Source organism: Roseomonas sp. TF40 (genome assembly GCF_057219975.1).
Genome location: NZ_JBXVVR010000013.1, coordinates 25287 through 48539 on the forward strand (window position 1 = coordinate 25287; position 23253 = coordinate 48539).

20 protein-coding genes are annotated in these 23253 nt (G+C 70.7%); 12 read left to right on the forward strand and 8 right to left on the reverse strand.

The annotated features are described in order from the left end of the window. Nucleotides 1-18: 18 nt before the first annotated feature. From AC2D9U_RS23835 to AC2D9U_RS23860, 6 genes are all read right to left on the reverse strand, one after another. On the reverse strand, nucleotides 19-1290 hold the full coding sequence (locus AC2D9U_RS23835) for an ABC transporter substrate-binding protein (RefSeq protein ID WP_484754035.1): 1272 nt from the start codon (nucleotides 1288-1290) through the stop codon (nucleotides 19-21). Nucleotides 1291-1452: 162 nt separating this feature from the next. Next, a complete protein-coding gene (locus AC2D9U_RS23840; protein ID WP_484754038.1) occupies nucleotides 1453-2643 on the reverse strand; it encodes an aminotransferase class III-fold pyridoxal phosphate-dependent enzyme in 1191 nt (396 codons plus the stop codon). Then, nucleotides 2640-4700 (reverse strand): ABC transporter permease, encoded by a 2061-nt coding sequence (locus AC2D9U_RS23845; protein WP_484754041.1) that lies wholly within the window; start codon nucleotides 4698-4700, stop codon nucleotides 2640-2642. The genes AC2D9U_RS23840 and AC2D9U_RS23845 overlap by 4 nt, the downstream gene beginning before the upstream one ends. Beyond that, nucleotides 4697-5695 (reverse strand): ABC transporter ATP-binding protein, encoded by a 999-nt coding sequence (locus tag AC2D9U_RS23850; protein ID WP_484754045.1) that lies wholly within the window; start codon nucleotides 5693-5695, stop codon nucleotides 4697-4699. Before AC2D9U_RS23850 ends, AC2D9U_RS23845 begins: the two co-directional genes overlap by 4 nt. Nucleotides 5696-5727: 32 nt before the next feature. Next, on the reverse strand, nucleotides 5728-6681 hold the full coding sequence (locus AC2D9U_RS23855) for an extracellular solute-binding protein (RefSeq protein WP_484754048.1): 954 nt from the start codon (nucleotides 6679-6681) through the stop codon (nucleotides 5728-5730). A gap of 110 nt (nucleotides 6682-6791) precedes the next feature. Continuing rightward, nucleotides 6792-7691, reverse strand: coding sequence for a LysR substrate-binding domain-containing protein (locus tag AC2D9U_RS23860; protein ID WP_484754051.1), 900 nt, complete (start codon nucleotides 7689-7691; stop codon nucleotides 6792-6794). Nucleotides 7692-7852: 161 nt separating this feature from the next. Here AC2D9U_RS23860 and phnA point away from each other — a divergent pair, with 161 nt between their 5' ends. Genes phnA through AC2D9U_RS23895 form a run of 7 tightly spaced genes read left to right on the forward strand, consistent with a single transcriptional unit; the run spans nucleotide 7853 to nucleotide 16205 of the window. Next, a complete protein-coding gene (phnA, locus tag AC2D9U_RS23865; RefSeq protein WP_484754055.1) occupies nucleotides 7853-9112 on the forward strand; it encodes a phosphonoacetate hydrolase in 1260 nt (419 codons plus the stop codon). Beyond that, complete coding sequence (locus AC2D9U_RS23870) at nucleotides 9109-10404, forward strand: alkaline phosphatase family protein (protein WP_484754058.1); 1296 nt, start codon at nucleotides 9109-9111, stop codon at nucleotides 10402-10404. The genes phnA and AC2D9U_RS23870 overlap by 4 nt, the downstream gene beginning before the upstream one ends. Then, a complete protein-coding gene (locus AC2D9U_RS23875; RefSeq protein WP_484754061.1) occupies nucleotides 10397-11935 on the forward strand; it encodes an ABC transporter substrate-binding protein in 1539 nt (512 codons plus the stop codon). The genes AC2D9U_RS23870 and AC2D9U_RS23875 overlap by 8 nt, the downstream gene beginning before the upstream one ends. A 17-nt stretch (nucleotides 11936-11952) precedes the next feature. Next, nucleotides 11953-12786, forward strand: coding sequence for an ABC transporter permease (locus AC2D9U_RS23880; protein WP_484754063.1), 834 nt, complete (start codon nucleotides 11953-11955; stop codon nucleotides 12784-12786). Then, nucleotides 12783-13694: an ABC transporter permease gene (locus AC2D9U_RS23885; protein ID WP_484754066.1), complete on the forward strand. Its 912-nt coding sequence runs from the start codon at nucleotides 12783-12785 to the stop codon at nucleotides 13692-13694. Before AC2D9U_RS23880 ends, AC2D9U_RS23885 begins: the two co-directional genes overlap by 4 nt. Further along, nucleotides 13691-15310 (forward strand): dipeptide ABC transporter ATP-binding protein, encoded by a 1620-nt coding sequence (locus tag AC2D9U_RS23890; RefSeq protein WP_484754069.1) that lies wholly within the window; start codon nucleotides 13691-13693, stop codon nucleotides 15308-15310. Before AC2D9U_RS23885 ends, AC2D9U_RS23890 begins: the two co-directional genes overlap by 4 nt. A 19-nt stretch (nucleotides 15311-15329) precedes the next feature. Continuing rightward, entirely contained in the window at nucleotides 15330-16205 is an 876-nt protein-coding gene (locus tag AC2D9U_RS23895; RefSeq protein WP_484754071.1) for a transglutaminase domain-containing protein, read from the forward strand. Between the two features lie 124 nt (nucleotides 16206-16329). On the opposite strand, the gene AC2D9U_RS23900 is transcribed toward AC2D9U_RS23895, so the two are convergent. After that, nucleotides 16330-16887, reverse strand: a complete 558-nt coding sequence (locus AC2D9U_RS23900; RefSeq protein ID WP_484754073.1) for a phosphonate degradation HD-domain oxygenase — start codon at nucleotides 16885-16887, stop codon at nucleotides 16330-16332. 174 nt (nucleotides 16888-17061) lie between these two features. On the opposite strand from AC2D9U_RS23900, the gene AC2D9U_RS23905 reads away from it, so the two are divergent. Genes AC2D9U_RS23905 through AC2D9U_RS23925 form a run of 5 tightly spaced genes read left to right on the forward strand, consistent with a single transcriptional unit; the run spans nucleotide 17062 to nucleotide 22178 of the window. Then, a complete protein-coding gene (locus tag AC2D9U_RS23905) occupies nucleotides 17062-18618 on the forward strand; it encodes an ABC transporter substrate-binding protein (RefSeq protein ID WP_484754075.1) in 1557 nt (518 codons plus the stop codon). Then, the gene (locus AC2D9U_RS23910; RefSeq protein ID WP_484754077.1) at nucleotides 18615-19556 is read left to right on the forward strand and encodes an ABC transporter permease; all 942 of its coding nucleotides are present in this window, start codon (nucleotides 18615-18617) and stop codon (nucleotides 19554-19556) included. The genes AC2D9U_RS23905 and AC2D9U_RS23910 overlap by 4 nt, the downstream gene beginning before the upstream one ends. Next, complete coding sequence (locus AC2D9U_RS23915; RefSeq protein WP_484754079.1) at nucleotides 19553-20407, forward strand: ABC transporter permease; 855 nt, start codon at nucleotides 19553-19555, stop codon at nucleotides 20405-20407. The genes AC2D9U_RS23910 and AC2D9U_RS23915 overlap by 4 nt, the downstream gene beginning before the upstream one ends. Then, a complete protein-coding gene (locus tag AC2D9U_RS23920) occupies nucleotides 20404-21381 on the forward strand; it encodes an ABC transporter ATP-binding protein (RefSeq protein ID WP_484754081.1) in 978 nt (325 codons plus the stop codon). The genes AC2D9U_RS23915 and AC2D9U_RS23920 overlap by 4 nt, the downstream gene beginning before the upstream one ends. Further along, nucleotides 21378-22178, forward strand: a complete 801-nt coding sequence (locus AC2D9U_RS23925; protein ID WP_484754083.1) for an ABC transporter ATP-binding protein — start codon at nucleotides 21378-21380, stop codon at nucleotides 22176-22178. Before AC2D9U_RS23920 ends, AC2D9U_RS23925 begins: the two co-directional genes overlap by 4 nt. A gap of 2 nt (nucleotides 22179-22180) precedes the next feature. Here AC2D9U_RS23925 and AC2D9U_RS23930 read toward each other — a convergent pair whose 3' ends face one another. Then, the gene (locus AC2D9U_RS23930; RefSeq protein ID WP_484754085.1) at nucleotides 22181-23083 is read right to left on the reverse strand and encodes a CehA/McbA family metallohydrolase; all 903 of its coding nucleotides are present in this window, start codon (nucleotides 23081-23083) and stop codon (nucleotides 22181-22183) included. Nucleotides 23084-23253 lie beyond the last annotated feature (170 nt).

Below are 23253 nucleotides of genomic sequence, written 5' to 3' on the forward strand. Positions count from 1 at the left end.
GCAGGGTGGGGGCGACGCTCACCGGCTTTCGGCGATGAGTCGCGTGATCTCCGCCTCGGCCCTCGGCACCAGCGTGCTGGCCGGGCCGCTGCCCTGCATCAGCGCCTGCACCATGTTCTCCAGCACGATCTGGATCTCGACCACGCGGTTCCCGGGCCAGCGCGCGGTGATGACCGTGTCCTGCATCTGCGCCACTGGGATGCGCCAGCGTGGCTCACGCTCCAGGTACTCGCGCAGCCCGGCATCCTCCAGCGGGTTGGGCGCCAGCGGCAGGTAGCCCGAGGTCCAGGACCAGCGATTCGTGATCGCCGGGCGCATCATGAAGGCGAGCAGCTTGAAGGCGGCGGCCCGGCGCTGCGGGTTCTGGGCGAAGATCATCATCGTGGAGCCGCTGTTGGGCACGCGGCGCGGCAGGTCCTTCCACAGCGGGTAGTGCGCCACGCCGAACTCGAAACGGCCCGCCGTGTCGCGGCGAAAGCCCTGGAAGCTGGCGACCGAGCCCTGGAACATGCCGATCTGCCCGCTCAGCCAGAGCGTGGTCTGCTCGCGCTCCGACAGCGTGGCGTGGATGCGGTGCGTGACCGCCATGTCCTGCCACAGCTGCATCGCCGCGATGGCGCCCGGCGTGGCGAAGGTGGCGCGGGTCAGGTCGGGCGCGAGCATGGTCGCACCCGCATTGACCATCATCTGCTGCTGCGCCACGTCGCGGCCGCTCTGCGAGATGAACAGGGCGTAGTTTCCGGTGCGCTCGCGGATCTGCCGCCCCATCGCCACGACCTCATCCCAGTTCGCCGGCGGACGCTCGGGGTCCAGGCCGGCGGCGGCGAAGACGGATTTGTTCCAATACAGCAACGGGGTGCCGAAGGAATGCGGCACGGCATAAGGCTTGCCGTCGAGGATGCCGACCTCCCGGAAGCGCGGCAGCACGTTGTTCAGGAAGGCGCCGCGATCCTCGCCGGAATCCAACGGCACGGCGCCGGCATTGCGCACCAGCCCCACCGTCAGCCGCGCAAGGATCTGCCCGACGTCGGGCGGCCGACGCGCGAGCGCGGCCGCCTGAACCTCGGTGGCGATCGTGCCGACATCCTTGGGCACGTCGGTGACGCGGACTTCCGGATGCGCCTCATGGAAGGCGGCGAGCACCTCGCGCAGCGCGGGGATGTTGGCAGTCTGATAGTGCCACAGGCTGATCTCGGTTCGCGCCTGGGTGAACGCCGGCGCGGCCAGGGTGGCGAGGCCGGCGCCAAGCGTGGCACGGCGTCCGAGGGTCGTGAAGGGAGTGACGGTCATGGCGGCCCCGCTGGAATGCTACCGATGCCCTAGCTTCAATTGGTGATGCTTGAATGACGGTTGACGGACGCTTGAATGACCAGCCCCAAGCTGCCCGCAGCGTTGCGCCATGGTCACGACATGCCAGGAGGATGTCTTGCATCGCGCAATGCGCGCGGCGGCTCAGCCGTGCAGGGCCTGCGCCAGCATGCCCGTGGCCAGCGTGATCTCATCCTCGGTGATGAGCAGGGGCGGCGACAGGCCGATCGCGTCGCGCCCCTTGGCGGTGCAAGAGAAGCCCAGCGGCCGCAACCGCGCCACCAGCGTTTCCGCCCGCCCCGCCCAGGCGCCTTCCAGCGGCAGGGCCCGCAACAAGCCGAGCCCGCGCGGCGTGAGGCCTGTGGCCGCCTGCACGGCGCCGCACAACGCCGCGCCCATGGCTTCGGCGCGCGCCGCCAGCCCTTCCTCGGCGATGATGCGCAGCGTCTCGACCGCCGCGCGGCAGGTCAGCGGGTTCTTCTCATGCGTGTAGTGGCCAAGGTTGAGTTCGGGTGCCACGTTCAGCGCCGCGTCGGCGATCACCGCGGCGATCGGCACGATCCCGCCCCCGAGCGACTTGCCCAGCACCACGGCATCCGGCATCACACCGAAGTGTTCGAAGGCGAAGAAGCGCCCGGTCTTGCCAAGGCCGGAGGGGATTTCGTCGAAGATCAGCTTGGCGCCATGGGCATCGCACAATGCGCGCACCGCAGCCCAGAGGCCCGGTGGCGGGACGTGGCAGTTAGAGCGCATCGGCTCCGCCACCACCGCGGCGATGCCGGTGGGGCTCGCGGCGAAGGTGGTGCGCATCTCGTCGAGCATCCGCCCGGCATCGACCCAATAGGGCGTCACATGGTGGCGCCCCGGCAGCAGCGGACCGAGACGCGGATCATGCCGCGCCGAGCCCAGGCCGAGCGCGCCGAGCCCATCGCCATGGTAGCTGCCTTCGAGGGAAATGCTCTCATGCCGCCCGGTGGCGACGCGCGCGAGCTTGAGCGCGATCTCCATCGCATCAGACCCGCCCGTGGCGAACAGCACGCGCGCCGGCGAACCGGGCCAGCGTGCCAGCAGCGCCTCCGCCAGTTCGACCGCCGGCAGGTTGGTGTGCCGCCGCGGGCAGAAGGGCAGTTCCTGCAATTGCGCCTGCAGGGCGGCAATCAGACGCGGATGCGCGTGGCCGATGTGGTGCACGGTATTGCCGTGGAAATCGAGCATGCGATGGCCATCCGCATCCTCGATCCAGCACCCGCCCACGGCGCGCAGCGCGGCGAGGCAGGGCGAGGAGCCGCGCTGGTGGAAGAAGGCCGCCGCATCGCGCGCCACGAGATCGTTCATCGAAGCCCCGCCAGGCGGCGTCCGCCGCGTTGTTCCAGCCACCAGATCACCGCCATGGCCAGGCCCGCCCAGGCCAGGATCACCACGCTCTTGGCCGCTGCCTGGCCGTAATCGCCGCTGCCCGCATGGTTGAAGATCGCCACCGAGGCGAGTTTGTGGTCGCCACTGACCAGGAAGATCACCGAGGACAGTGTCGTCATCCCATCGACGAAGACGTACAGCGTGCCGAGCAGCAGTGCGCCGCGCAGCAGCGGCGCCGTGATCTCGATGAAGCGCCGAAGCAGCCCCGCGCCGAGCCCCTCGGCGGCTTCATCGATGGCCGGATCCATGCGTTGCAGGCTGGCACGCGCCGCCAGCACGGCCACGAACATGTTGCCGAACAGGATGTTCAGCACCAGCACCGCGCCGGTCCCGGTCAGGGCGAGGGATTCGAGGCCGAAGGGCAGGTTGAAGGCCAGGATGTAGCCGATGCCGAAGATCAGCCCCGGCAACACCGCGGGCAGCAGCGCTAGGAAGGCCAGCGCCTCGCGCCCCGGCGGGCGGATTCGCTCGATCACATAGGCCAGCAGCACGCCGAGCGCACCACCCAGCGGTGCGGCCAGCGCGGCCACCCACAGGCTGTCCCACACCACCGCCACGCCGCGCTCGCTGCTGCCATAGCCGGTGCCTGCGGCGGCGAAATGCATGAAGGTCGGCTCCCAGGCCACGCCCCATTCCTGCGTGAAGGCGCCCGCGACCACCGTCGCGTACACCGCCAGGATCGAAGCCGCGACCAGCAGCGAAACCGCCCCCAGTCCCCGCCGCCAGGCCACCGGCAGGGCCGCTTCCGGCGCGGTGCCCGCACCTGCGCCGGCATCGTAACGCTTGCGCCGGCCCAGGCGTTCCAGCGCCAGATGCACCAGAAGCCCCGGTGCCAGAAGCAGGACGCAGAGCGCAGAGGCCAGGCCGGTATTCCGGAAGGCCGTCATCTCGTCATAGATCACGGCTGCGATCACCGGCACGTCGCGCCCGGCCAGCAGCAGCGGATTGCCAAAATCCGTCAGGCTGAGGATGAACACCAGCACCACCGCACGCTTCAGCCCCGGTGCCGCCAGCGGCAGCGTCACCTCCCAGAAAGTGCCGAGGCGTGACGCACCCAGGATGGCCGCGGCTTCCTCCATCCGGCCATCCTGCCGGCGCAGCGTGTTGTCCAGCACGATGAACGCCGCCGGCACGAAGGAGAGCACCTGCGCCAGCATGACGCCGGCGATGCCGTAGATATTGGTCGTATCGGCATCGATCAGGCCGAGGCCCTTCTCCAGCAACCCGTCCGTCACCAGGCCCCGGCGGCCGAACAGCATGATGACGGCGGTGGCGACAAGCACGGGGGGTGCGACAAGGGGCAACAGCGTGATGGCGCGCAGCAGGCCGGGCCAGCGCACGCCGCCGCGATTCACCGCGAAGGCCAGGGCAAAGGCGACCGCCGTGGTGACCACGCAGGCGAACAGCGCGAAGCCCAGGCTGTTCAGCGCGGCGCGGCGCAGATGCGGATCGGCCAGCGGCGCGAGGTAGTGGTCGAGGCCGATCCGCCATTCCTCGCCGGTGCGCAACGCCTCGAAGGCGTCGGGCGGCAATTGGTCCCGCACCTGGAAGGCGAGGGCGACGCGCCGGTGCCGCATGATGGCGGCGATGGGCAGCGCCTGCGCGATGCGGGCCTGCGCCTCCGTCGCCAAGGCGGCACGGGCCGCGGCGGCGGCCTCGCGCTGCGTGTCGAAGGGGGCGGCGAGGTCCCAGCTCGGCGTGATGCCGGCCAGGCGAAAGGCGGTGGCCAGCGCCTCCACCTCCTCCCGGGTGGAGCGGGGCACGGCCCAGCGCGCCACCGCCGCCGCGCGCCGGTCTTCCGGCAGGAGGGCGAGGGCCTGTTCCGTCGCATCGCGAAGGCGCCATTCCGGCATCGGCCCGGCGACGACGAAGCCGCGCGCCAGCACCATGCCGATCGGCCAACCGATGAAGATCAGCACGGGCAGCGCGACCAGCGCTGCCAGCAGCAGGCCTGGCAGGCGCCGCCGAAAGCTCATCGCGGGACCAAAACGGGCGTCGCGACGGGCCGCAGCGACAGCGACTCGCCAAGGGCGGGGCGCGGCGCGCGGCAAGGCAAATCGGCCATGAGGCCGGTGCCGCAGGGTAGCACCAGGCCGACCCGCAGCACGGCCCCGAGGTAGCGAACCCAGGCGACCGTACCGACCAGCGGGCCATCAGGGTCGGCCGCCAGTTCCTCCGGACGCAGCACCATCAGCCAGAGGCCGTCGGGGCATGGCTCGGCCATGGGCCAGGCCAGGCCCAGCGCCTGTGGGACACCCTGGACGACCTCGGCCTCGATCAGCGTGCTCTGGCCGATGAATTCGGCAACAAAACGGCTGGCCGGCCGCAGATACAGGGTGGCCGGTGCCGCCGCCTGCTCGATGCGCCCCTCATGCATGACCACCACCCGGTCCGAGATCGCCAGCGCTTCCTCCTGGTCGTGCGTGACGTAGAGGGCCGTCATGCCAAGCCGGTCGGTGAGCGCGCGGATCTCGTCGCGCAGACGGTGGCGAATGCGTGCATCCAGCGCGGCGAGGGGCTCGTCCAGCAGCAGCATGCGCGGCGCCGGCGCGATGGCGCGGGCCAGCGCCACGCGCTGCTGCTGGCCGCCCGACAATTCATGCGGGTAGCGGTCAAGCAGGGCCGTGATGGTGACCAGCGCCGCGACCTCGCGCACCCTTGCTGCGATCTCGGTCTTCGGGCGGCCGGCGACATGCAGGGCAAAGCCGATATTCTCGGCCACCGTCTTGGTCGGGAACAGCGCGTAGGATTGAAACACGAAGCCCATGCCGCGCGCGGCCGGCGGCGCGGCGGTGGCCTCGGCGCCGTCGAGGAGGATGCGCCCGGAATCGGGGGCGGTGAAGCCGGCGGCGATGCGCAGCAGGGTGGTCTTGCCGCAGCCTGATGGACCAAGCAGCGTGACGAACTCGCCCTGGCCCACCGCCAGCGTCACGCCATCTACCGCCTGGGCGCGGCCGAAGGCCTTGCGCACGCCCTCCAGCAGCAGCCGCGGCCTTGCGGGGCTCAGCGCTGGAACCTCTCGGTGAAGCTGCGGCGGAAGGCGGCCTGATCAACGGGACGGCGCATCTGCCACAAGGTGATGGTGTTCAGATCGACCAGCCCGAAGCCGGGAACGGCCGTGGCGCCCACCAGATTGGTCAGCACGCGCGCCGCCGCCTCGCTCGCCATGAAATCCAGGAAGAGTTGCGCCTCGGCGCGGTTGCGCGCGCCGGCCACCAGCCCGCCGCCTTCCATCACATTGGGGGTGATGCGGCCATAGACGATCTCGACCGGCCGGCCCTGCGCCTTCTGGGCGTGGCAGGTGGTGTCGAAGGACAGCCCGATCGCCAATTCGCCGCGCGCCGCCAATTGCGCGCCGCCCGATCCGCCATCGGAATAGCTGCGGACGTTCTGATGCAAATTCTCGACGAAGTTCCAGCCGAAGGCATCGACGAAGGTGGTCAGGATCGCCACCCCCGTGCCCGAGCGCAGCGGCGAGGGCAGCGAGATCTCGCCGCGATAGACCGGGCGGACCAGATCCTCCCACGCCACGGGCATGGGCAGGCGGCGTTCGGCCAGGCGTTCGGTGTTCACCACCATGCACATCGTGGTGGCGAAGTGCATGACGTAGAAATCATCCGGCTCGCGGAATTGCGGCGCAAGCTCGGCGCCGCGCGGACGATAGGGTTCGAAGACGCCGGCGGTCTTGAGTTGCTCAAGGGCGAGGTTGTTCACCAGATAAACCACATCGGCTTGCGGCCGCGCCCGTTCGGCGATGGCGCGTTCCGTGATGGGCCCGGTGGAGCCGGAGACGAAGGTGACGCGGATATCCGGATGCGCCTGGCGGAAGGCCGCCAGCAGCGGCGTGTTGACGCTGTCGGAGGCGTTGTAGATCACCAACTCGCGCGCCTCGGCCGGATGGACGGCAACGCCCAGCAGCAGTGCGGCGCAAAGCGTGAGAATGCGGAGTGTGCGCATCGGGATTGATCCTTCGCTGGCCGGCCATTCATGGCAGTGGCCCAAGGATCGGCCAGCGGCGCCGACAGGCGGATGACAGTTCAGGGACCGGCGGATGACGTCGTGTGCGGTTACGACGCCGGAGCGATCGCCAGGCTTTCGAGTTCCGGATAGAGCCAATCCAGGAAGGGGGCTGCGCGGTTCCGCATCGCGGCGGTCGCCGGCATGACGATGCTATAGGCGGCACCCGGCACGGTGATCTGCGGCCATGGCGCCACCAGGCGCCCTGCGGCGACATCGGCCGAGGCCAGCACGGTCGGCGCCACGATCAGGCCTTCCCCGGCCAGCGCCGCTTCATAGGCGATGTAGAAATGCGCGAAGCGACGGCATGGCTGGCCAAGCCGCTGCACGGAGGCCGCGACGAGCCAACGTTCCAGGTCGCCGGATCGCGTCCCGCTTTCCAGCAGCGGCGCCTCTTCCGGCGTGGCGATACGCGCCGCCAGCGCCGGGGCGAGAAAGGCGGTCAGCGTCTCCCGCAACAGTGATTGCGCCTCGTAGCCGGTGGGCACGAAGCCGTCCCGGCGGATCGCGACATGATGCGGCAGCGTCAGCCAATCATCATGCGTGTTGGTCTGTCGCAGCGTGACCTGCAGCAGGGGCGCGACACGCTCAAGCCGGTGCAGGCGCGGAATGAGCCATTTCATGGCGAAGGTCGCCGGTGCCAGGACGCTGAGCTGCGATCGCTCACCGTGCTGGGGCCGCAGAGCCGCGAGTCCGTCGTCGATCTGCGCCATGCCGGCGGTGACGGATTGGGCAAGGCTGCGCCCTGCCTCGTTGAGCATGATGTCGCGCCCATCCTCGGCGAACAGCTTCAGGCCGAGCCATTGCTCCAACGCCCGAAGCTGCTTGCTGATGGCGCCCGGCGTGACGTTCAGCTCGGCGGCCGCGGCGCTGCGCGAGCCCAGACGCGCCGCGGCCTCGAAGGCCTCGATCATGCGAAGCGGCGGGCGCAGGCGCGGGGAGCGTGTCATCGTGATGAATCCGCGAATAAATCGTGACACTCACATGTCAGCACGAAATAGCGGCGCATCCCTGACGAATATTCGTCATTCGACCACGCCGTCCGCTTGCGACATATACCGCTCCGCACCGGTGTTCCGGAAGGGTGGCAGGCTGAATGCAGGCGGAAACGATGTCACAGCGGCGCGATATTCTGGTGAACGGGCGCCGCTATCGTCATCCTGACGGTGCCATCGCCGTCATCTGCCTGGATGGGTGGGACCCGGCCTATCTGGCGCTCTGCCTTGCCGCCGGCGAACTCCCCGCCATCGCGCGCTGTATCGCTGAGGGCTTTCACGGCCCTGCCGTCTCGGCGATGCCGAGCTTCACCAACCCCAATAACTTCTCCCTCGTCACCGGCGTGCCGCCTTCGGTGCATGGCGTGTCCGGCAACACCTATCTGGACCGCGCGACCGGCGAGACGGTGATGGTCACCGGCGATGCCGAGCTGCGCGCACCCACCATCCTGGCCGCGCTGGCCGGCGCCGGCGTGCCCGTCGCGATCGTCACCGCGAAGGACAAGCTGCGCCGTGCCCTGGCGAAGGGCCTGCCGATCGGCGCCCAGGGCATCGCGGTCTCGGCGGAACGCGCAAGCGAGGCGCGGTTCGACACCCATGGCGTGGACGACCTGCCCGGCCTGGTCGGCGCGCCGGTGCCGGGGCAGTACTCGGCCGAGCTGTCGCTCTTCGTGCTGGATGCCGGCCTCGCTTTGCTGCGGGCCGGGCGCGCGCGTTTCCTGTATCTTTCGCTGTCCGACTACGTCCAGCACCGCCATGCGCCCGAAGCGCCGGAGGCGCGCGCCTTCCTGCGCGCCGTGGACCGGCGCATCGGCGCGCTGATGGCGGAAGGTGCGCTGGTCGCCGCGACGGCCGACCATGGCATGACGGACATGGCGCTGCCCGATGGCAGGCCGAACATCGTCTTCGTCGGTGATGTGCTCGACGCGCGCTTCGGCGTCGGCGCGGCGCGCGTGATCTGCCCCATCACGGATCCCTTCGTGCGCCACCACGGCGCGCTGGGCGGCTTCGTGCGCGTCTATCTCGGCGCGGGCGGCCCGACGGCCGAGGCGGTGATCGCCTGTCTGCGGGCGACCCCCGGAATCCATCTGGCGATGACCGGCGCGCAGGCCTGCGCGCGCTATGACCTGGTGCCCGAGATGGAGGGCGATGTCGCCGTGCTCGGCGCGCGCGGCGTGGCGCTCGGCGCCCGCGCGGCCGAGCATGATCTCGGCCAGTTGTCGGGCGAGCGGCTGCGCTCGCATGGCGGGCTGTTCGAATGCGCGGTGCCCTTCCTGCTGTCCCGGCCGCTCGATCCCGCCTGGCGGGCGGCGCATCCGGCGCCGCGCAACTACGACCTCATCGACGCCGCCTTGAACGGGACAGCCTCGCCATGACGCGCCGCGCCATCATTGTCGTGCTGGACGGGCTGCGCCGCGACATGCTCGGCGCCGAGACCACGCCGGCGCTGGCCGCCTTCGCCGCGGCATCCACGCGCTTCGCCGCGCATCGCTCGGTCTTTCCCTCCGCCACCCGGGTCGTCTCGGCCAGCTTCGCCACCGGCTGCCTGCCGGCGCGCCATGGCCTGGCGGGCAACAGCGTGGCGCTGATGGAGGAGGGCATGCTGGTCGGCCACGATGTCGGCCGGCCCGATTTCATGGACGTTTTGCGCCGGAGCCGCGGCCGCACGCTGGAGGTGCCCACGCTGGCGGAGCGGCTCGCCCGCGCAGGGCGGGAGGCGATGGTGTTCTCCAACGTCTCGCCCGGCGCGGCCCGCGCGCATGACCCCGACGGGCATGGCTGGGTGTTGCACCGCGCCTGGGCGCATGGCCCCGGCCTGCGGCGGCTGGAGGGGGAGGAGGCCGTCGCCGCCGTCACGCTCGACGCCGCGGGCGATGCGATGCTGACCGAAGCCTTCCTCGCCCGCGCGCTGGCGGGACGGGAAGCGGCGCTGGGCGTGCTGTGGCTGGGCGAGCCGGATGCGACCCAGCATGCCGTGCCGCTCGGCGCGCCGCGCGCCATGGCGGCCATCGCCGCCGCCGATGCGCGCTTCGCCGAGGTGCGCGCCGCCGTCGTGGCACGGCGCGAGGCCGGTGAGGATATCCTGCTCGTCGCGTGCTCCGACCATGGCCACCAGACGGTCGAGGCGGTGGTGGACATCGAGGCCGAATTCGTCGCCGCCGGGCTGAAGCGCGATGCGGCGGATGCAGGCCTGCTCTCCGTCTCCAACGGCACGGCGGCGCTGGTCTATCTGCATCCGGACCGACAGGGCGATGCCGATGCCGTGCTCGGTTTCCTCGCCGCGCGCCCCTGGGCGGGCGGTGTCTTCGCCGGCGCGGCGCTGGCCGAGATCGGGCACGCGGCGCGCGACCACCTTCTGTGCGCCGTGGCGATGTCGACGCGGACCGCGCCGAACGAATACGGCATCCCTGGCCTTGCCTTCGCGGCGCGGCCCGCCGGTGCCAAGCCGGACCGCCTGGGCTGCGGCCAGCATGGCGGCCTGGGCGAGGCGGAACAGATGCCCTTCCTGATGATCGAGGGCGCGGGCTTCGCCGCCGGCGCGACGCGCGCCACGCCGAGCAGCCCCATCGACCTTGCCCCCACCATCCTGCGGCACCTGCGCCTGCCCGCGGAGGGCTGCGACGGCGTCGCACTTCAGACACCCATAGGGGAGAATGACGATGACTGATGTTCCGCTGCACCTGCTGCGCCGCCACCTGCTGCTGGGCGGCGCCGCGCTGGCCCTGCCGGCAACGGCGCTGGCGCAGGCCGCGCCGCGCGCCGGCACGTTGAAGGTCGCCTTCCTCGGTCTGGATACCGCCGATCCCCATCGCCACACCGGCTCCATCGCCGTGCAGCAGGTCTATGTCGAGACGCTGACTTCGATCGCCGATGACGGCACGGTCAAGCCCTTCCTGGCCACCTCCTGGGAAATCAGCCCGGACGGCAAGCGCTACAGCTTCACGATCCGCGAGGGCGTGCGCTTCCACAATGGCCGGCTGCTGACCGCCGAGGATGTGCGCGCCAATGCGGTGCGCGTGCGCGACCAGGTGCGCGGCGGCTGGCTCTCGGCGCCGATGCGCCTGGTCGATTCGCTGGAGGCGCCCGACGCGCGCACCTTCGTGATGACGATGAAGGAGCCCTACGGCCCGCTGCTCAACCTGCTCTCCGAATTGTGGATCGTGGCCCCCGAGAGCGAGGGCTGGGCGCAGACCATCCGCCAGCCGATCGGCACCGGCCCGTTCCGCTTCGGCCGCTGGCAGCCCAATGTCAGCTTCCACGCCCCGGCCTTCGCGCAATACTGGCAGGCCGGTCTGCCGCGCGCGGAAGCGGTGGAATTCTCGCTGCGCGACGATTCCGACCTGTCACTGGCGCTGCGCGCGGGCGACCTGCACATCGCACGCGTCGGCTACGACAAGCTGGCCTCGGTGCGCGCCGATCCGAACCTGGAAGTGCAGTTCATGAAGGACACCACCTGGTGGTTCTGGTCCTTCAACAACCGCAGCCCACGCGCGCCCTTCAACGACATTCGCGTGCGCCAGGCCGTGGCCTTCATGCTCGACAAGCCCGCCTTCATGCGCTTCGTGGCCGGTGAGGCCGGCGCGGTGACGAACCAGATGGCCGCCCCCGGGCAGTTCTTCTGGGACAAGGCGATGCATGATGCCGATGTGCACGCCGCCCCGAATGAGGAGCGCGCCCGTGCCCTGCTGCGCGAGGCCGGCGTGAATCCGGCCGCCACGCCCTGCCGCATCGTTTCCTGGCAGAACGCCTATTCCGAGATCGCGGTGCAGGCCATGCGCAAGCTCGGCTTCCAGGTGGAGCACCTGGCGCTCGACGACATCGGCGCGCAGCGCCGGCTTGGCCAGTATGACTGGGATCTTGCCCCCTTCGGCTCCGGCCCGCGGGCGGACATCTTCCTGCGCTTCGTGCGGCTGATGAGCGATGGCCCGAATGTCGGCCTGTGGGGCGGCACGCGTGATGCGGAGTTCGACCGGCTGGTGCGCGCGGCCATCGCCGCCGTGGACCTGAACGAGCGCCGGCGCCTCTACCTCGCCGCCTGGCAGCGCGCGATCGACAACTACTACACCGTCGTCATCGGCCATGCGCCGGAGCCGATCGTGAACCGTCGCGACGTGACTGGGTATTCGCCCGGCTTCACCTGGGGCCAGCATCGTGTCGATGGCGGGCTCGCCTTCGGCGCGCTGACGGCGCGCGGTTGAGCATGTCCGCCAGCGCGATGGCGCCGCCGCGTCGCGCCGGCGGCATCAGCGGCTTCGCGCTCGGGCTCGTGATCCTCGGGGGCGCGCTGGCGGTCGCGCTGGTCGGGCCGGGCTTGGTGCCGCACGACCCGCTGGTGCAGGAGCTGGCGGCGCGCAACGCGCCGCCGGATGCGCTGCACTGGCTGGGCCGCGACCATCTGGGACGCGACGTGCTGGCGCGCCTCGCCGCCGGCACGCGCATCTCGCTCGCCGTGGCGCTGGGCGCGACGCTGCTGGCGCTGCTGCTCGGCGCCGGGCTGGGGCTTGCGGCGGAGGCGCTGGGGCGCTGGCCCTCCTTCCTGGTCTTCGGCGCCTTCGACATGGTGCGCGCCATGCCCTCCATCCTGCTGGCGCTGACGCTGATGGTCGCACTCGGCATCGGCATCTGGCCGCTGATCCTGGCCCTTGGCGTGGCCTATGCGCCCCACATGGCGCTGGTCGCGCGCGCAGCGTGGCGGCGTGAGGGGGCGAGCGGCTATGTCGCCGCGGCGCGGGTGATGGGGGCGGCGCCGCTCGCCACGCTGTGGCGCCATGTGCTGCCCAACATCGCCGGCGCGCTGGTGACGCAGGCCGCCATCATCATGCCGCGCGCCATCACCACCGAGAGCGTGCTGTCCTTCTTCGGCCTGGGCGTGTCGCCCGAGACGCCGAGCTGGGGCCGCATGATCTCCGGCGCCTCGCGCTTCGCGGAATCCGCCCCCCATGCCGTGCTGGCGCCGGTGCTGGCGCTGTGCGTGGTGACGCTCGGCTTCGCCCTGGTCGGCGACCGGCTGCGCCTGGCCCTCGATCCGCTGCGGGAGCGCGGAAGATGACGATCGCGCTCCAGGCGGGGCTTGGCCTGCTGCGCCAGGCGCTGCTGCTCGCCGGCATCGCCATCGCGGTGTTCCTGCTGATCCGCATCGTGCCGGGCGATGTGGTGGATTCCATGGCGCTGGAAGGCAGCCTGGATGACGAGGCCATCGCGGCGCTGCGGGCCGAGCTCGGCCTCGATGCCGGGGCCCTGACCCAGTTCCGCATCTGGGCGGGGCGTGCGCTGATCGGCGATTTCGGCAATTCCCTGCGCTTCGACCGCCCGGCGGCCGAGCTGATCCTGGCGGCGCTGCCGACCACGCTTGGCCTGGCGGTGCTCGCCCTCGGCAGCGGGCTCGGCTTGGGCATCGGTCTCGCGACCGCGGCCGCGCTCTGGCCACGCTCGGCCTTTCCGGCCCTGGTGGAGGCGCTGAACCTTTGGTCGATCGCGCTGCCCACCTTCTGCGTCGGGCTTGCCGCCATCCTGGTCTTCTCGGTCTGGCTCGGCTGGCTGCCGGTGATCGGGCAATGGCTGTCGCCGGTGCTGATCCTGGCGGTGGACATCGCGGGGCAGGTCGCCAAGCCGCTGCATGAGGATCTGAAGGAGGCCACGACCGCCAGCCATATCCGCACGGCGCGCGCCAAGGGGCTCTCACCGTTGCGCATCGTGCTGCGCCATCTGCTGCCGAACGCGCTGACCACGGTGGTCGCACTTGGTGGGCTGATCCTGGCCGGGATGATCGGCGGCGCGCTGACCATGGAGGTGCTGTTCGGCCTGCCGGGCCTGGGCACGCTGGCCTATCAGGCGATCTCGGGGCGCGACTACCCGGTGATCCAGGCCGTGGTGCTGGTCTTCGCGGCCGGCGTGGTGGCGGTGAACTGGCTGGCCGATGTGCTGCAGCGCGGCTTCGACCCGAGGCTGCGCCGATGAGCGGAACCCCGCTGGTCGAGCTGCGCGATTATCGCGTGCGCTTCGGCGATTCGATCGCGGTGGATGGCGTCAGCCTCTCGCTCCAGCCCGGGGCGACGCTGGCACTGGTGGGCGAGAGCGGCTCGGGCAAGTCGCTGACCGCGCTGGGCATCGCCGGGCTGGCGCCAACGGCGGCGCAGCTCTCGGGCAGCCTCAGGATCGACGGTGTGGAGATGCTGGGCGCGCCCGAACGCGCCTGGCGCGCGCTGCGGGGGCGGCGCATCGGCATGGTCTTCCAGGAGGCGATGGGCAGCCTCAACCCCTCCATGCGCGTCGGCGCGCAGATCGCCGAGGCCATTGCCGCGCATCGCAGCCTGCCGAAGGCGGACATCGCGCGGCGCGTTCTCGATGCCCTGGCCGAGGTCGGGCTGCCCGATCCGCAGGGCAAGGCGGCCGCCTTCCCGCACCAGCTCTCGGGCGGGCAGCAGCAGCGCGTGATGATCGCCATGGCGCTGGCCGCCGATCCGGCGCTGCTGATCGCCGATGAGCCGACCACCGCGCTTGATGCCACGGTGCAGGCCCAGATTCTTGCCTTGCTGAAGGCGCTGCAGGCGCGGCGCGGACTCGCCATGCTCTTCGTCTCGCATGATTTGGCGGTGGTCGAGGGCATCGCGCAGCAGGTGGCGGTGATGCGGCATGGCAAGGTGGTGGAGGCCGGGCCGACCGCGCGGATCTTCGCGGCACCGTCCCACCCCTACACCGCCGCCCTGCTCGCCAGCCGCCCTGGGCGCATCCAGCCTGCCGGCGCGGTCGATGCGGCGGCGGTTCCGGCGCTCGAACTGCGTGACCTCGCGGTGGTGTTCCGGCCGCATCGCGTGGGGGGTGCGAAGCTGCGTGCCGTCGATGGTGTGTCCTTTCGCATCGCACCTGGCGAGGCGCTGGGCCTAGTGGGGGAGAGCGGGTCGGGCAAGAGCACCATCGCGCGCGCGGCGGTCGGCCTCGTGGCGCCCTCCGGCGGCACGATCCGCGTCTTCGGCCAGGACCCGGCGGCGCCCGGTGGCCGCAAGGCGATGGCGCGGGCCGTGCAGATGGTGTTCCAGGACGCCGCCGGCAGCCTCAACCCCCGCCTGACCATCGCGCAGATCCTGGCCGAGCCGCTCGCGGTGCATGCGCTGGCCCCGCCCGCCCAGCGCCGCGCCCGCGCGCAGCGCCTGCTGGAGGAAGTCGGGCTCGCCGCCGCGCATCTGGACCGCTACCCGCACCAGCTCTCCGGCGGGCAGCGCCAGCGCGTGGCGATCGCGCGTGCCCTGGCGGTGGATCCGCTTCTGCTGGTCTGCGATGAGCCGGTCTCGGCGCTGGACATGACGGTGCAGGCACAGGTGCTGGACCTGCTGGCCCGCATCCGGCGCGAACGCGGCCTCGCTTTGCTGTTCATCGGCCATGACCTCGAGGCCGTCGGCGCCGTGTCCGAGCGCATCGCAGTGATGAAGGATGGGCGCGTGGTCGAGATCGGCCCGGCCGAGGCGATCCTGCAACGACCTGTCACCGCCTATGCGCAAGCCTTGGTCGGCGCCATGCCGCGACGCCTGGCGCGGCCGTCCGGCGCCCTCGCATCGCTTGTGGCTGCCGGCAACTGAACCCAGGGGAGTTCGCGTCTTGCCCATCGTCACCGTCAACCTCACCGATCCGGTGCCGCCCGGCGCGCCGCTGCTGCTGGCGCCGATTTTTCCCGACGCCTTCGGCTTCCGCCTCGACAGCTTTGAGGTGGAACATGGCGAGATCCTGGAGCGGGTGACGGCGACCAACGCCGCGCAGGAGGCCTTTCTGATCCGCCCGACGGCCGCGCCGCGCCGCCCCGTGCTGCGCTACCGGATGGAAGCCTTCGCCGGCGATCCGCCCGATTGGATCTGGACCCCGCCAGCCACGCGCTATGTCGTGCCATCGCCCGAACTGCGCAGCTTCGTCGCTGCGCTGGTGCAGGGGGCATCGAACGAGGCGGAGGCGCTGCAGCGAATCATCGATCACGCAGCGGGCCATTTCTGGTACGGGCACGGTCCGGGAAGCCTGATGGAGGGGCGCAGCACGGTGCCGCTGCTCACCGTGCCGACCCGCGGGCATTGCCTGGACATGCATGGCTATTGCGTGGCCGCTTGCGTCGCAGCCGGCATCACCGCGGCCTACACGGCCGGTTTCTGGTTCAAGGCCGGCAGCAACCACGCGCCGGGCATGCATTGCTGGTTCGTGGCGAAGGTTGATGGCACGATCGTCCATTACGACGTCTCGCACCAGTTGAAGCTGCCGACCTGGCCGGTGCGACCCGGGCTCAATCCAGTACCGGGGGTGCGCTTCCTGGCCGCGGTGGGCAAGGGCCTGACTTTTCCGGTCGGCGATCGCCTGGTCGAACTCGCGCATTTCGCCAAGTTCGTCTGGTTGACGGAGGATGGGCGCGAGCATCATCCCGCCCATGCGCTGCTTCTCGATGTGAAGGCGCCTGGTGCCGATCGCCAGTCGCTGGATGGACCAGCCTGCTGATGGTTGATCGGCGTGGAAGAAGAACCAGGATAGCGCCCTTGCATGGGCACGGTGGCGCCTTCGAACCATTCCGCCAGGTTGGTATCAGCCCCGTCCTGTCCCGGCTCGCGCCCTTGGCCGCAACCTATGACTTCAGGCTGCGCGCCACGGCAGGCATGAAATGCGCGACCGCCGGCGTCTCCAGCCCCTTCACCTTGGCTTGCTCGTCATAACGGCGCAGTTGAACCGCCTCGGCGCTGTGCGGCAGTGCCTCGAAAGCTCGGACTTCCTCGGCCGACATCGGGCCGCCCTGGAGTGCCAGGCTCTTCACGCTGTCCGGCGAGAGTTTGGCGAAGTAGTCCGGCTCCACGGCACAGAGGTAGCGCTTGGCGGCCACATGCAGGCGCACGGGCTCTGTCACTTCGGGGCCGAAATGGTTGGCCAGCCAGGCATGGCCCAACTCCTCATGCCGGTCGTCGATGCCGGCATCGGCCGGGCTCTCACCCAAATCGTGCACCATGTGGCCGATATCGTGCAGCAGGGCGGCGGCGACCAGCGCATCGGCATGCCCCTCGCGTTCGGCGAGCGTCGCCGCCTGCAGCGCATGCTGCTGCTGGTTGATCAAGGTGAGCCCGTATTGCCCGCTGGCCTTCTGCTCGAGCAGATGACGGATCTCCGCGATGATGGTGGCAGCGTCGGCCATGGGAGCGCTCCTTGAAGGTGGTGCCGGGCGACGCACCGCGCAGCGCCGTCATCATCCTGTCATTTGATTATCGAATGGACGTTCATCTAAACATAGATCGAGCCTATGTTCCAGCGTCAGTCGTTTCCATCGACCGGCAATTGGCAGGGGCGCCACGAAACGGGAGATCCGCCCATGTCGCTCGCTCGCCGCGACCTGATGGCCGCCGCCGCTGCCGGTACCTTGGCGTCGGCCATGCCGATGCCCGCCATGGCCAACCCGCGTGAACTGCGCGTCGGCGTGCAGACCCACACCCGCACGCTCGATTTCCAGGCCGAGACCGGCAACAACACCGCGCAATTCCTCGATTGTCTCTGCGACACGCTGGTCGAGATCGACACGCGCAGCCCCACCCCGCGCTACCTGCCTGGGCTCGCCACGGAATGGCGCTCGATCTCGCCCACCGTCACGGAATTCCGCCTGCGCGAAGGCGTGCGGATGCATGACGGCACGGTGATGGATGCCGATGACGTGGTGTTCTCCCTCCAGCGCGTCTTCACCCCGACCGAGGCGCGATATCGCGGCAATCACGGCCGCTACTTCTCCAACTTCGCGCGCGTCGAGAAGCAGGATGCGATGACGGTGCGCATCGTCACCCACCGGCCCGATCCGCTGGTGGAGGCGCTGCTCTCCTGCCGCAACGCCGGCATCGCCTCCAAGGAACAGGCCGACGCCATCGGCCTGGATCGCGCCGCGCAATCGCCGGCCGGCAGCGGGCCCTATCGCGTCGGCAGCTTCCGCCCCAATGCCGATCTCACGGTCGAGCGCTTCGCCGACCATTGGGGCCCCGCCGCGCCGCTCGATCGCGTGCGCTTCACCCGCGTCGCCGAGATGGCGCCGCGCGTCACCGCGCTGCTCAACGGCGATGTGGATTTCATCGTCTCCATCCCGCCCGACCAGCAGGCGCCGATCCGCGCGCGGCGCGGGCTGCGCCTGGTCGAGACGACCTGGCCGATGTTCTTCCTCTACGTTCTGAACATGAATCGGCCCGAGATCGCCGACCCGCGCATCCGCCGCGCCATGAACCTCGCCATCGACCGCAACGCGCTGACCGCCGCGCTGTGGGGCGGCAAGGCGCATGCGCCGCGCGGGCATTACTTCCGCGGCTTCGCGGACCATGATTTCCTAAATGACCTCAACCTCCTGCCCTACGACCCCACCGAGGCACGACGCCTGATGCGCGCCGCCGGCTACAATGGCGCGGAGATCGTGCTGTCCTTCCAATCCGCCTACTACACCTATGGCGACCAGGGCGCGCAGGCGGTGCTCGACATGTGGAAGGATGTCGGCTTCCGCGCTCGGCTGCAGGTGATCGAGGGCTTCGGCCAGGACAGCAGCCAGTTCTTCACGCGCGACTGGTCGAACCCGCTCTACTACCCCGACATGCTCGGCGCCTTCGACACGCATTGGGCGCAGGCATCCTGGGTGACGCGCGACAAATGGTTCGCCCCCGAGAAGTTCCCCGCCTACCAGCCGCTCTATGACGCGGTGCGCTTCGGCACCGATCCGCAGGCACGGCGCGACGCCTATCGGCGCCTGGTGATCCTGACCGAAACGGAAATGGTGCCCTGGGTGCTGCTGTATCAGCCCGCCGAGGCCTATGCGATGCGCGCCAATATCGCCTGGGAGATCCCGCACAATGTGCGCCCCTACCAACTGCCCTTCCGCGCCGGGCTGGTGAACATCAGTTGATCGGCTTCCTCGCGGGACGTGTCGCGCGGGCGGGCATCACGCTGCTGCTCGTGCTGGTGGTGACCTTCGCCGGCGCGCGCATCTCCGGCAATCCCTTCGACTACCTCTACGATGACGGGCTGACCGCCGAGCAGCGCGCCGAACTCTCCGCCGAGTTCGGGCTCGACCGACCGCTGCCGGCGCAGTTCGCCGCCTATGTGGCGGCGCTGGCCTCGGGCAATTTCGGCGTGAGCATCGCACAGCGCCGCCCGGTGCTGGATCTGTATGCCGAGGCGCTGCCCTCGACGCTGGGCCTTGCCGTCTCGGCCTTCATGCTGACGCTCGCGGTGGGGCTGCCGCTGGGCGTGCTGGCGGCGGTGCGGCGCGGGCGCTTCTGGGGCGGGGTGGCCATGGGTGTCGCCTTCTTCGGCTATGCGGTGCCGCATTTCGTGCTGGCGATCATCCTGGTGCTGGTCTTCGGCCTTGCCCTGTCCTTGCTGCCGTCGGTGGGTGGCGACACGCCCTGGCATTATGTGCTGCCCACACTCACCCTGGCTGCCGGGCTGGTCGCATCCGTGGTGCGCTTCCTGCGCGGCGAGATGCTCGAGGTGATGGGCCAGGACCATGTGCGCACCGCGCGCGCCACGGGGCTTTCGGCGCCACGCGTGCTGTGGGGCCATGTGGCGCGCAACGCCGCGCTGCCGGTGCTGACCATCATGGGCCTGCAACTCAACGGGCTGATCAATGGCAGCCTGATCATCGAGACCGTCTTCGCCCTGCCCGGCATCGGCCAGACCTTCGTCGGCGCGGTGCAGGTGCGCGACTATCCGGTGCTGCAATTCGGCGTCATGGCCTATGCGCTGGTCGTGGTGGTCATCAATCTCGGGGTCGATGCGCTCTACGCGGTGGCTGATCCGCGCATCCGCCGCGGCAGCGCGACACGAATGGCGGAGGCGTGAGCGCCACCAGCACATTGCGCCGCGTCGCGCCGCGAATCCCCTGGCCGGTCGTCCTTGCCCTGGCGATGGCGGTATTGCTGCTGGTCGCCGCCCTGGCCGCCCCCTGGATCGCGCCCTTCGACCCCGACCGCACACAGCTGCTCCGCCGGCTGCGCCCACCGGCAGGTTTCGAGGGCGCGCACCCGGCGCATTGGTTCGGCACCGATCAGCTCGGGCGCGACCTGGTCTCGCGTGCCCTGCACGGCCTGCGCACCTCGCTCGGCATCGCGTTGATCGGCTCGGTGATCGGCTGCCTGATCGGCACCGGCATCGGCCTGCTCGCGGGCTATCTGCGCGGTCGGGTCGAAACCGCTTTGATGGTGATCGTCGATGCGCAGATCGCGCTGCCCTATCTGCTGCTGGTGCTGCTGGGCCTCGCGGTGTTCGGCACCTCCACCTGGGTGGTGATCGCGCTGGTCAGCCTCGCGGGTTGGGAGAATTACGCGCGGCTGGCGCGCGGCCAGGTGCTGTCGCTGCGCGAGCGGCCCTTTGTGGAGGCGTCGCTGGCTTTGGGCGCCGGTCCGGGTTGGGTGCTGCGCCAGCACATCATGCCGCATCTGGCGGCCCCGCTGGTCGTGCAGTTCACGCTGGGGCTGCCGGCGGTGCTGCTGTTGGAATCCTCCCTCTCCTTCCTGGGCATCGGCGTGCAGCCCCCCACGGCGACGCTCGGGCGGATGATCGGCGAAGGGCGGCACCAGATGCTGACCGCGCCCTGGGTGGTGGTGGTGCCGACCCTCGTGATCCTGGCGCTGACGCTGTGCGTGCAGGCGATCGGCGACTGGCTGCGCGATCGCGCGGACCCGCGCGCATGAGGCCACCGCTGCTCTCGGTGCGCGGCCTGGCCGTGACCTTCACCACGCCCTTCGGGCCCGTGCGGGGGCTGGATGGCGCGGATTTCGACGTGGCAGGCGGCGAAATCCTGGCCCTGGTGGGGGAGAGCGGCAGCGGCAAATCTGTCGCCTCCCTGGCCGTCATGGGCGTGCTCGGCCCAGGCGGCGATGGGGCGCGCGCGCAGGTGGAAGGCCAGGCCCTGTGGGAGGGCAGCACCGATCTGCTGCGCGCCCCCCACCGCCCTGGCCTCGCGATGGTGTTCCAGGAGCCGATGACGGCGCTCAACCCCGTGCTGCGCATCGGCCGCCAGATCGGCGAGGCGGTGGCGCGGCATGACGGCGTGCGCGGCGAGGCCGTGACGGCGCGCGTCACCACGCTGCTGGCCGAAATGGGCCTGCCCGACCCGGTGCGGGTGGCGCGCGCCTATCCGCACGAGCTTTCGGGCGGGATGCGCCAGCGCGCGCTGATCGCGCTCGCCATGGCCTGCCGGCCGCGGCTGCTGATCGCCGACGAGCCGACCACGGCGCTGGACGCGACGGTGCAGGCGCGCGTGCTGGGGCTGCTGGCGGGGCTGCGGCGCAGCCATGGCCTGGCCATGCTGCTGGTGACGCATGATTTCGGCGTGGTCGCGCAGATCGCCGACCGGGTGGCGGTGATGTATGGCGGGCGGGTGGTGGAGACCGGCCCGGTCGCCGCCCTTCTGGCCAGCCCGGCGCATCCCTACACGCGCGCCCTGCTGGCCGCCGTGCCGCGCCTCGATCTGGTACGCGGCGAGGCGCTGCCGGCCGAGGAAATGCCCGGCACGCCGCCCGATCCGCGGAATCCGCCGCCCGGCTGCCGCTTCCACCCGCGCTGCGCCCTGGCGCGCCCGGGCCTGTGCGATGCCGGCCCGCCACCGGAGCCGCGCGCGCTCGGCCCAGGCCGCGCCGCCGCCTGCCACCTGCTCGCCGCATGACGCCGCTTCTGGAAGCCGCGGGGCTGACACGGCGCTTCGGCGCGAGGCTCTTCGCCCGCCGGGGCGGCGTGACGGCGGTGGCCGATGTCAGCCTCACCTTGATGGCCGGGGAGGCGGTGGGCATCGTGGGCGAGTCCGGCAGCGGCAAATCCACGCTGGGGCGGCTGCTGCTCGGCCTGATTCCGCCCTCGGCCGGGGAGGTGCGCTATCGCGGGCGGCCGCTGGGCGCGGCACTGGCCGCCGACCGCCGCGCCGTGCGCCGCGCCTTGCAGATCGTGCAGCAGGATCCCACCGCCGCGCTCGACCCGCGCTGGGATGTGGCGCGACTGGTGCGCGAGGGGCTGGATATCCACGGCCTCGGCACCCCGGCCGAGCGCGCGGCGCGGGTGGCGGGGCTGCTGGCGGATGTCGGGCTCGATGCCGGCTTCGCGGCGCGCCGGCCGCACGAGCTCTCGGGCGGGCAGAAGCAGCGCGTGGCGATCGCGCGTGCCCTGGCGCTCGCCCCGGAATTCATCTTTGCCGATGAGCCGGTCTCGGCGCTGGATGTGTCCGTGCGGGCCCAGGTGCTGGGGCTGTTGAACCGCCTGCGCGCGGCGCGCGGCATCGGGCTGCTGATGGTCTCGCACGACATCGCGGCGGTGGCGGCCTGCTGCGAGCGGATCCTGGTGATGCAGGGCGGGCGCATCGTCGAGGACGCGCCGCGCGCGACGCTGCTGCGCGCACCCGCCCACCCGCATACGCGCGCCCTGCTGGCGGCCGTGCCGCCGCCGCCGGCCGCCCTGCTGGCGGCGGTGTGAGGTCAGGCGAAGAAGTGCGGGTTGGACCAGGCGCGGCGGCCCTGCGCGTCGGCCACCACGATGCGGGCGAAGCCGCCTTCCCGCAGCTTGCCCAGCGGCAGGCTCACGCGCGTCTGCAAGGGTGCGACGGCCTGCGCGGCGCGCGAGCCACGGCCCAGCACCATGACGCTGGCGGCGGGCGAGCAATGCACCTCCACGCTGTCAGCGCCCCAGGCGATGCCCTCGATCTGCGGGCCCTGCGTGGCATAGAAGCGCCCGGCCTTCAGCGCGGCCAGCAGCGCGTCCGGTTCATTGTCGGTGGCCTTCACCATGACCCAGCCGCCGAACCAGTCGGGGCAATGGAAATGCGCGTCATCGACCGCGATCAGCGAGATGCGCCGCCCCTCGGCGAGCAGTTGGTCCGCCAGATGGCTGCCATCACCACGATCGGTGCGCAACTGCGTGGTGTGGTTGTAGATTTCCACCGCATGCGCGCCTGTGAGCGTGTTGGCATCGGCTGCCGACAAGGCATACCAGCCCGGATGCGCGATGCCGACGAAGGCACCGGCGGCAACGCAGCGCGCGGCGAGTTCCGCGCCCGTCTCGCCGGGCGCGGTCGGCGCGAAGTCCAACGGCAAGCCAACGGCGAGGATATGCCAGATCTCGCCGAACGATGTCGCCGGCGCATGCACCTCCGCGCCGAGCAGGGTGGTTAAGCCGGCGCTGCGGAAGGGCCGCGTATCGACGATCGGGAAGCCATATTTCGCCAGGAAATGATCGGTCAGCGCCATGAAATCATAGCCGCCCGCGCGATAGGCCGCGCAGACCTCAACCGGGGCGAGGCGCGCGTCGGAGACGTTGGAATGGGTGTGGATGTTGCCCTTGAGGAAGCGGCTGGGCGCGGCGAAGGTGGGGTCGGTCTGCATGATGCTCTCCGCGTCGGCGCCGGGCGCCTGTTGCCGTGGCCCATAGATTTTTTCTACCCTGACCTTCCCCCGTAGAAGCGGTCCGCCGGTCATGTAGTCCGGCGGCAGCGGAAGGGGTGTTTGGGATGGCGCGGAAGAAGGCGCACACGCCTGAGGAGATCGTGGCGAAG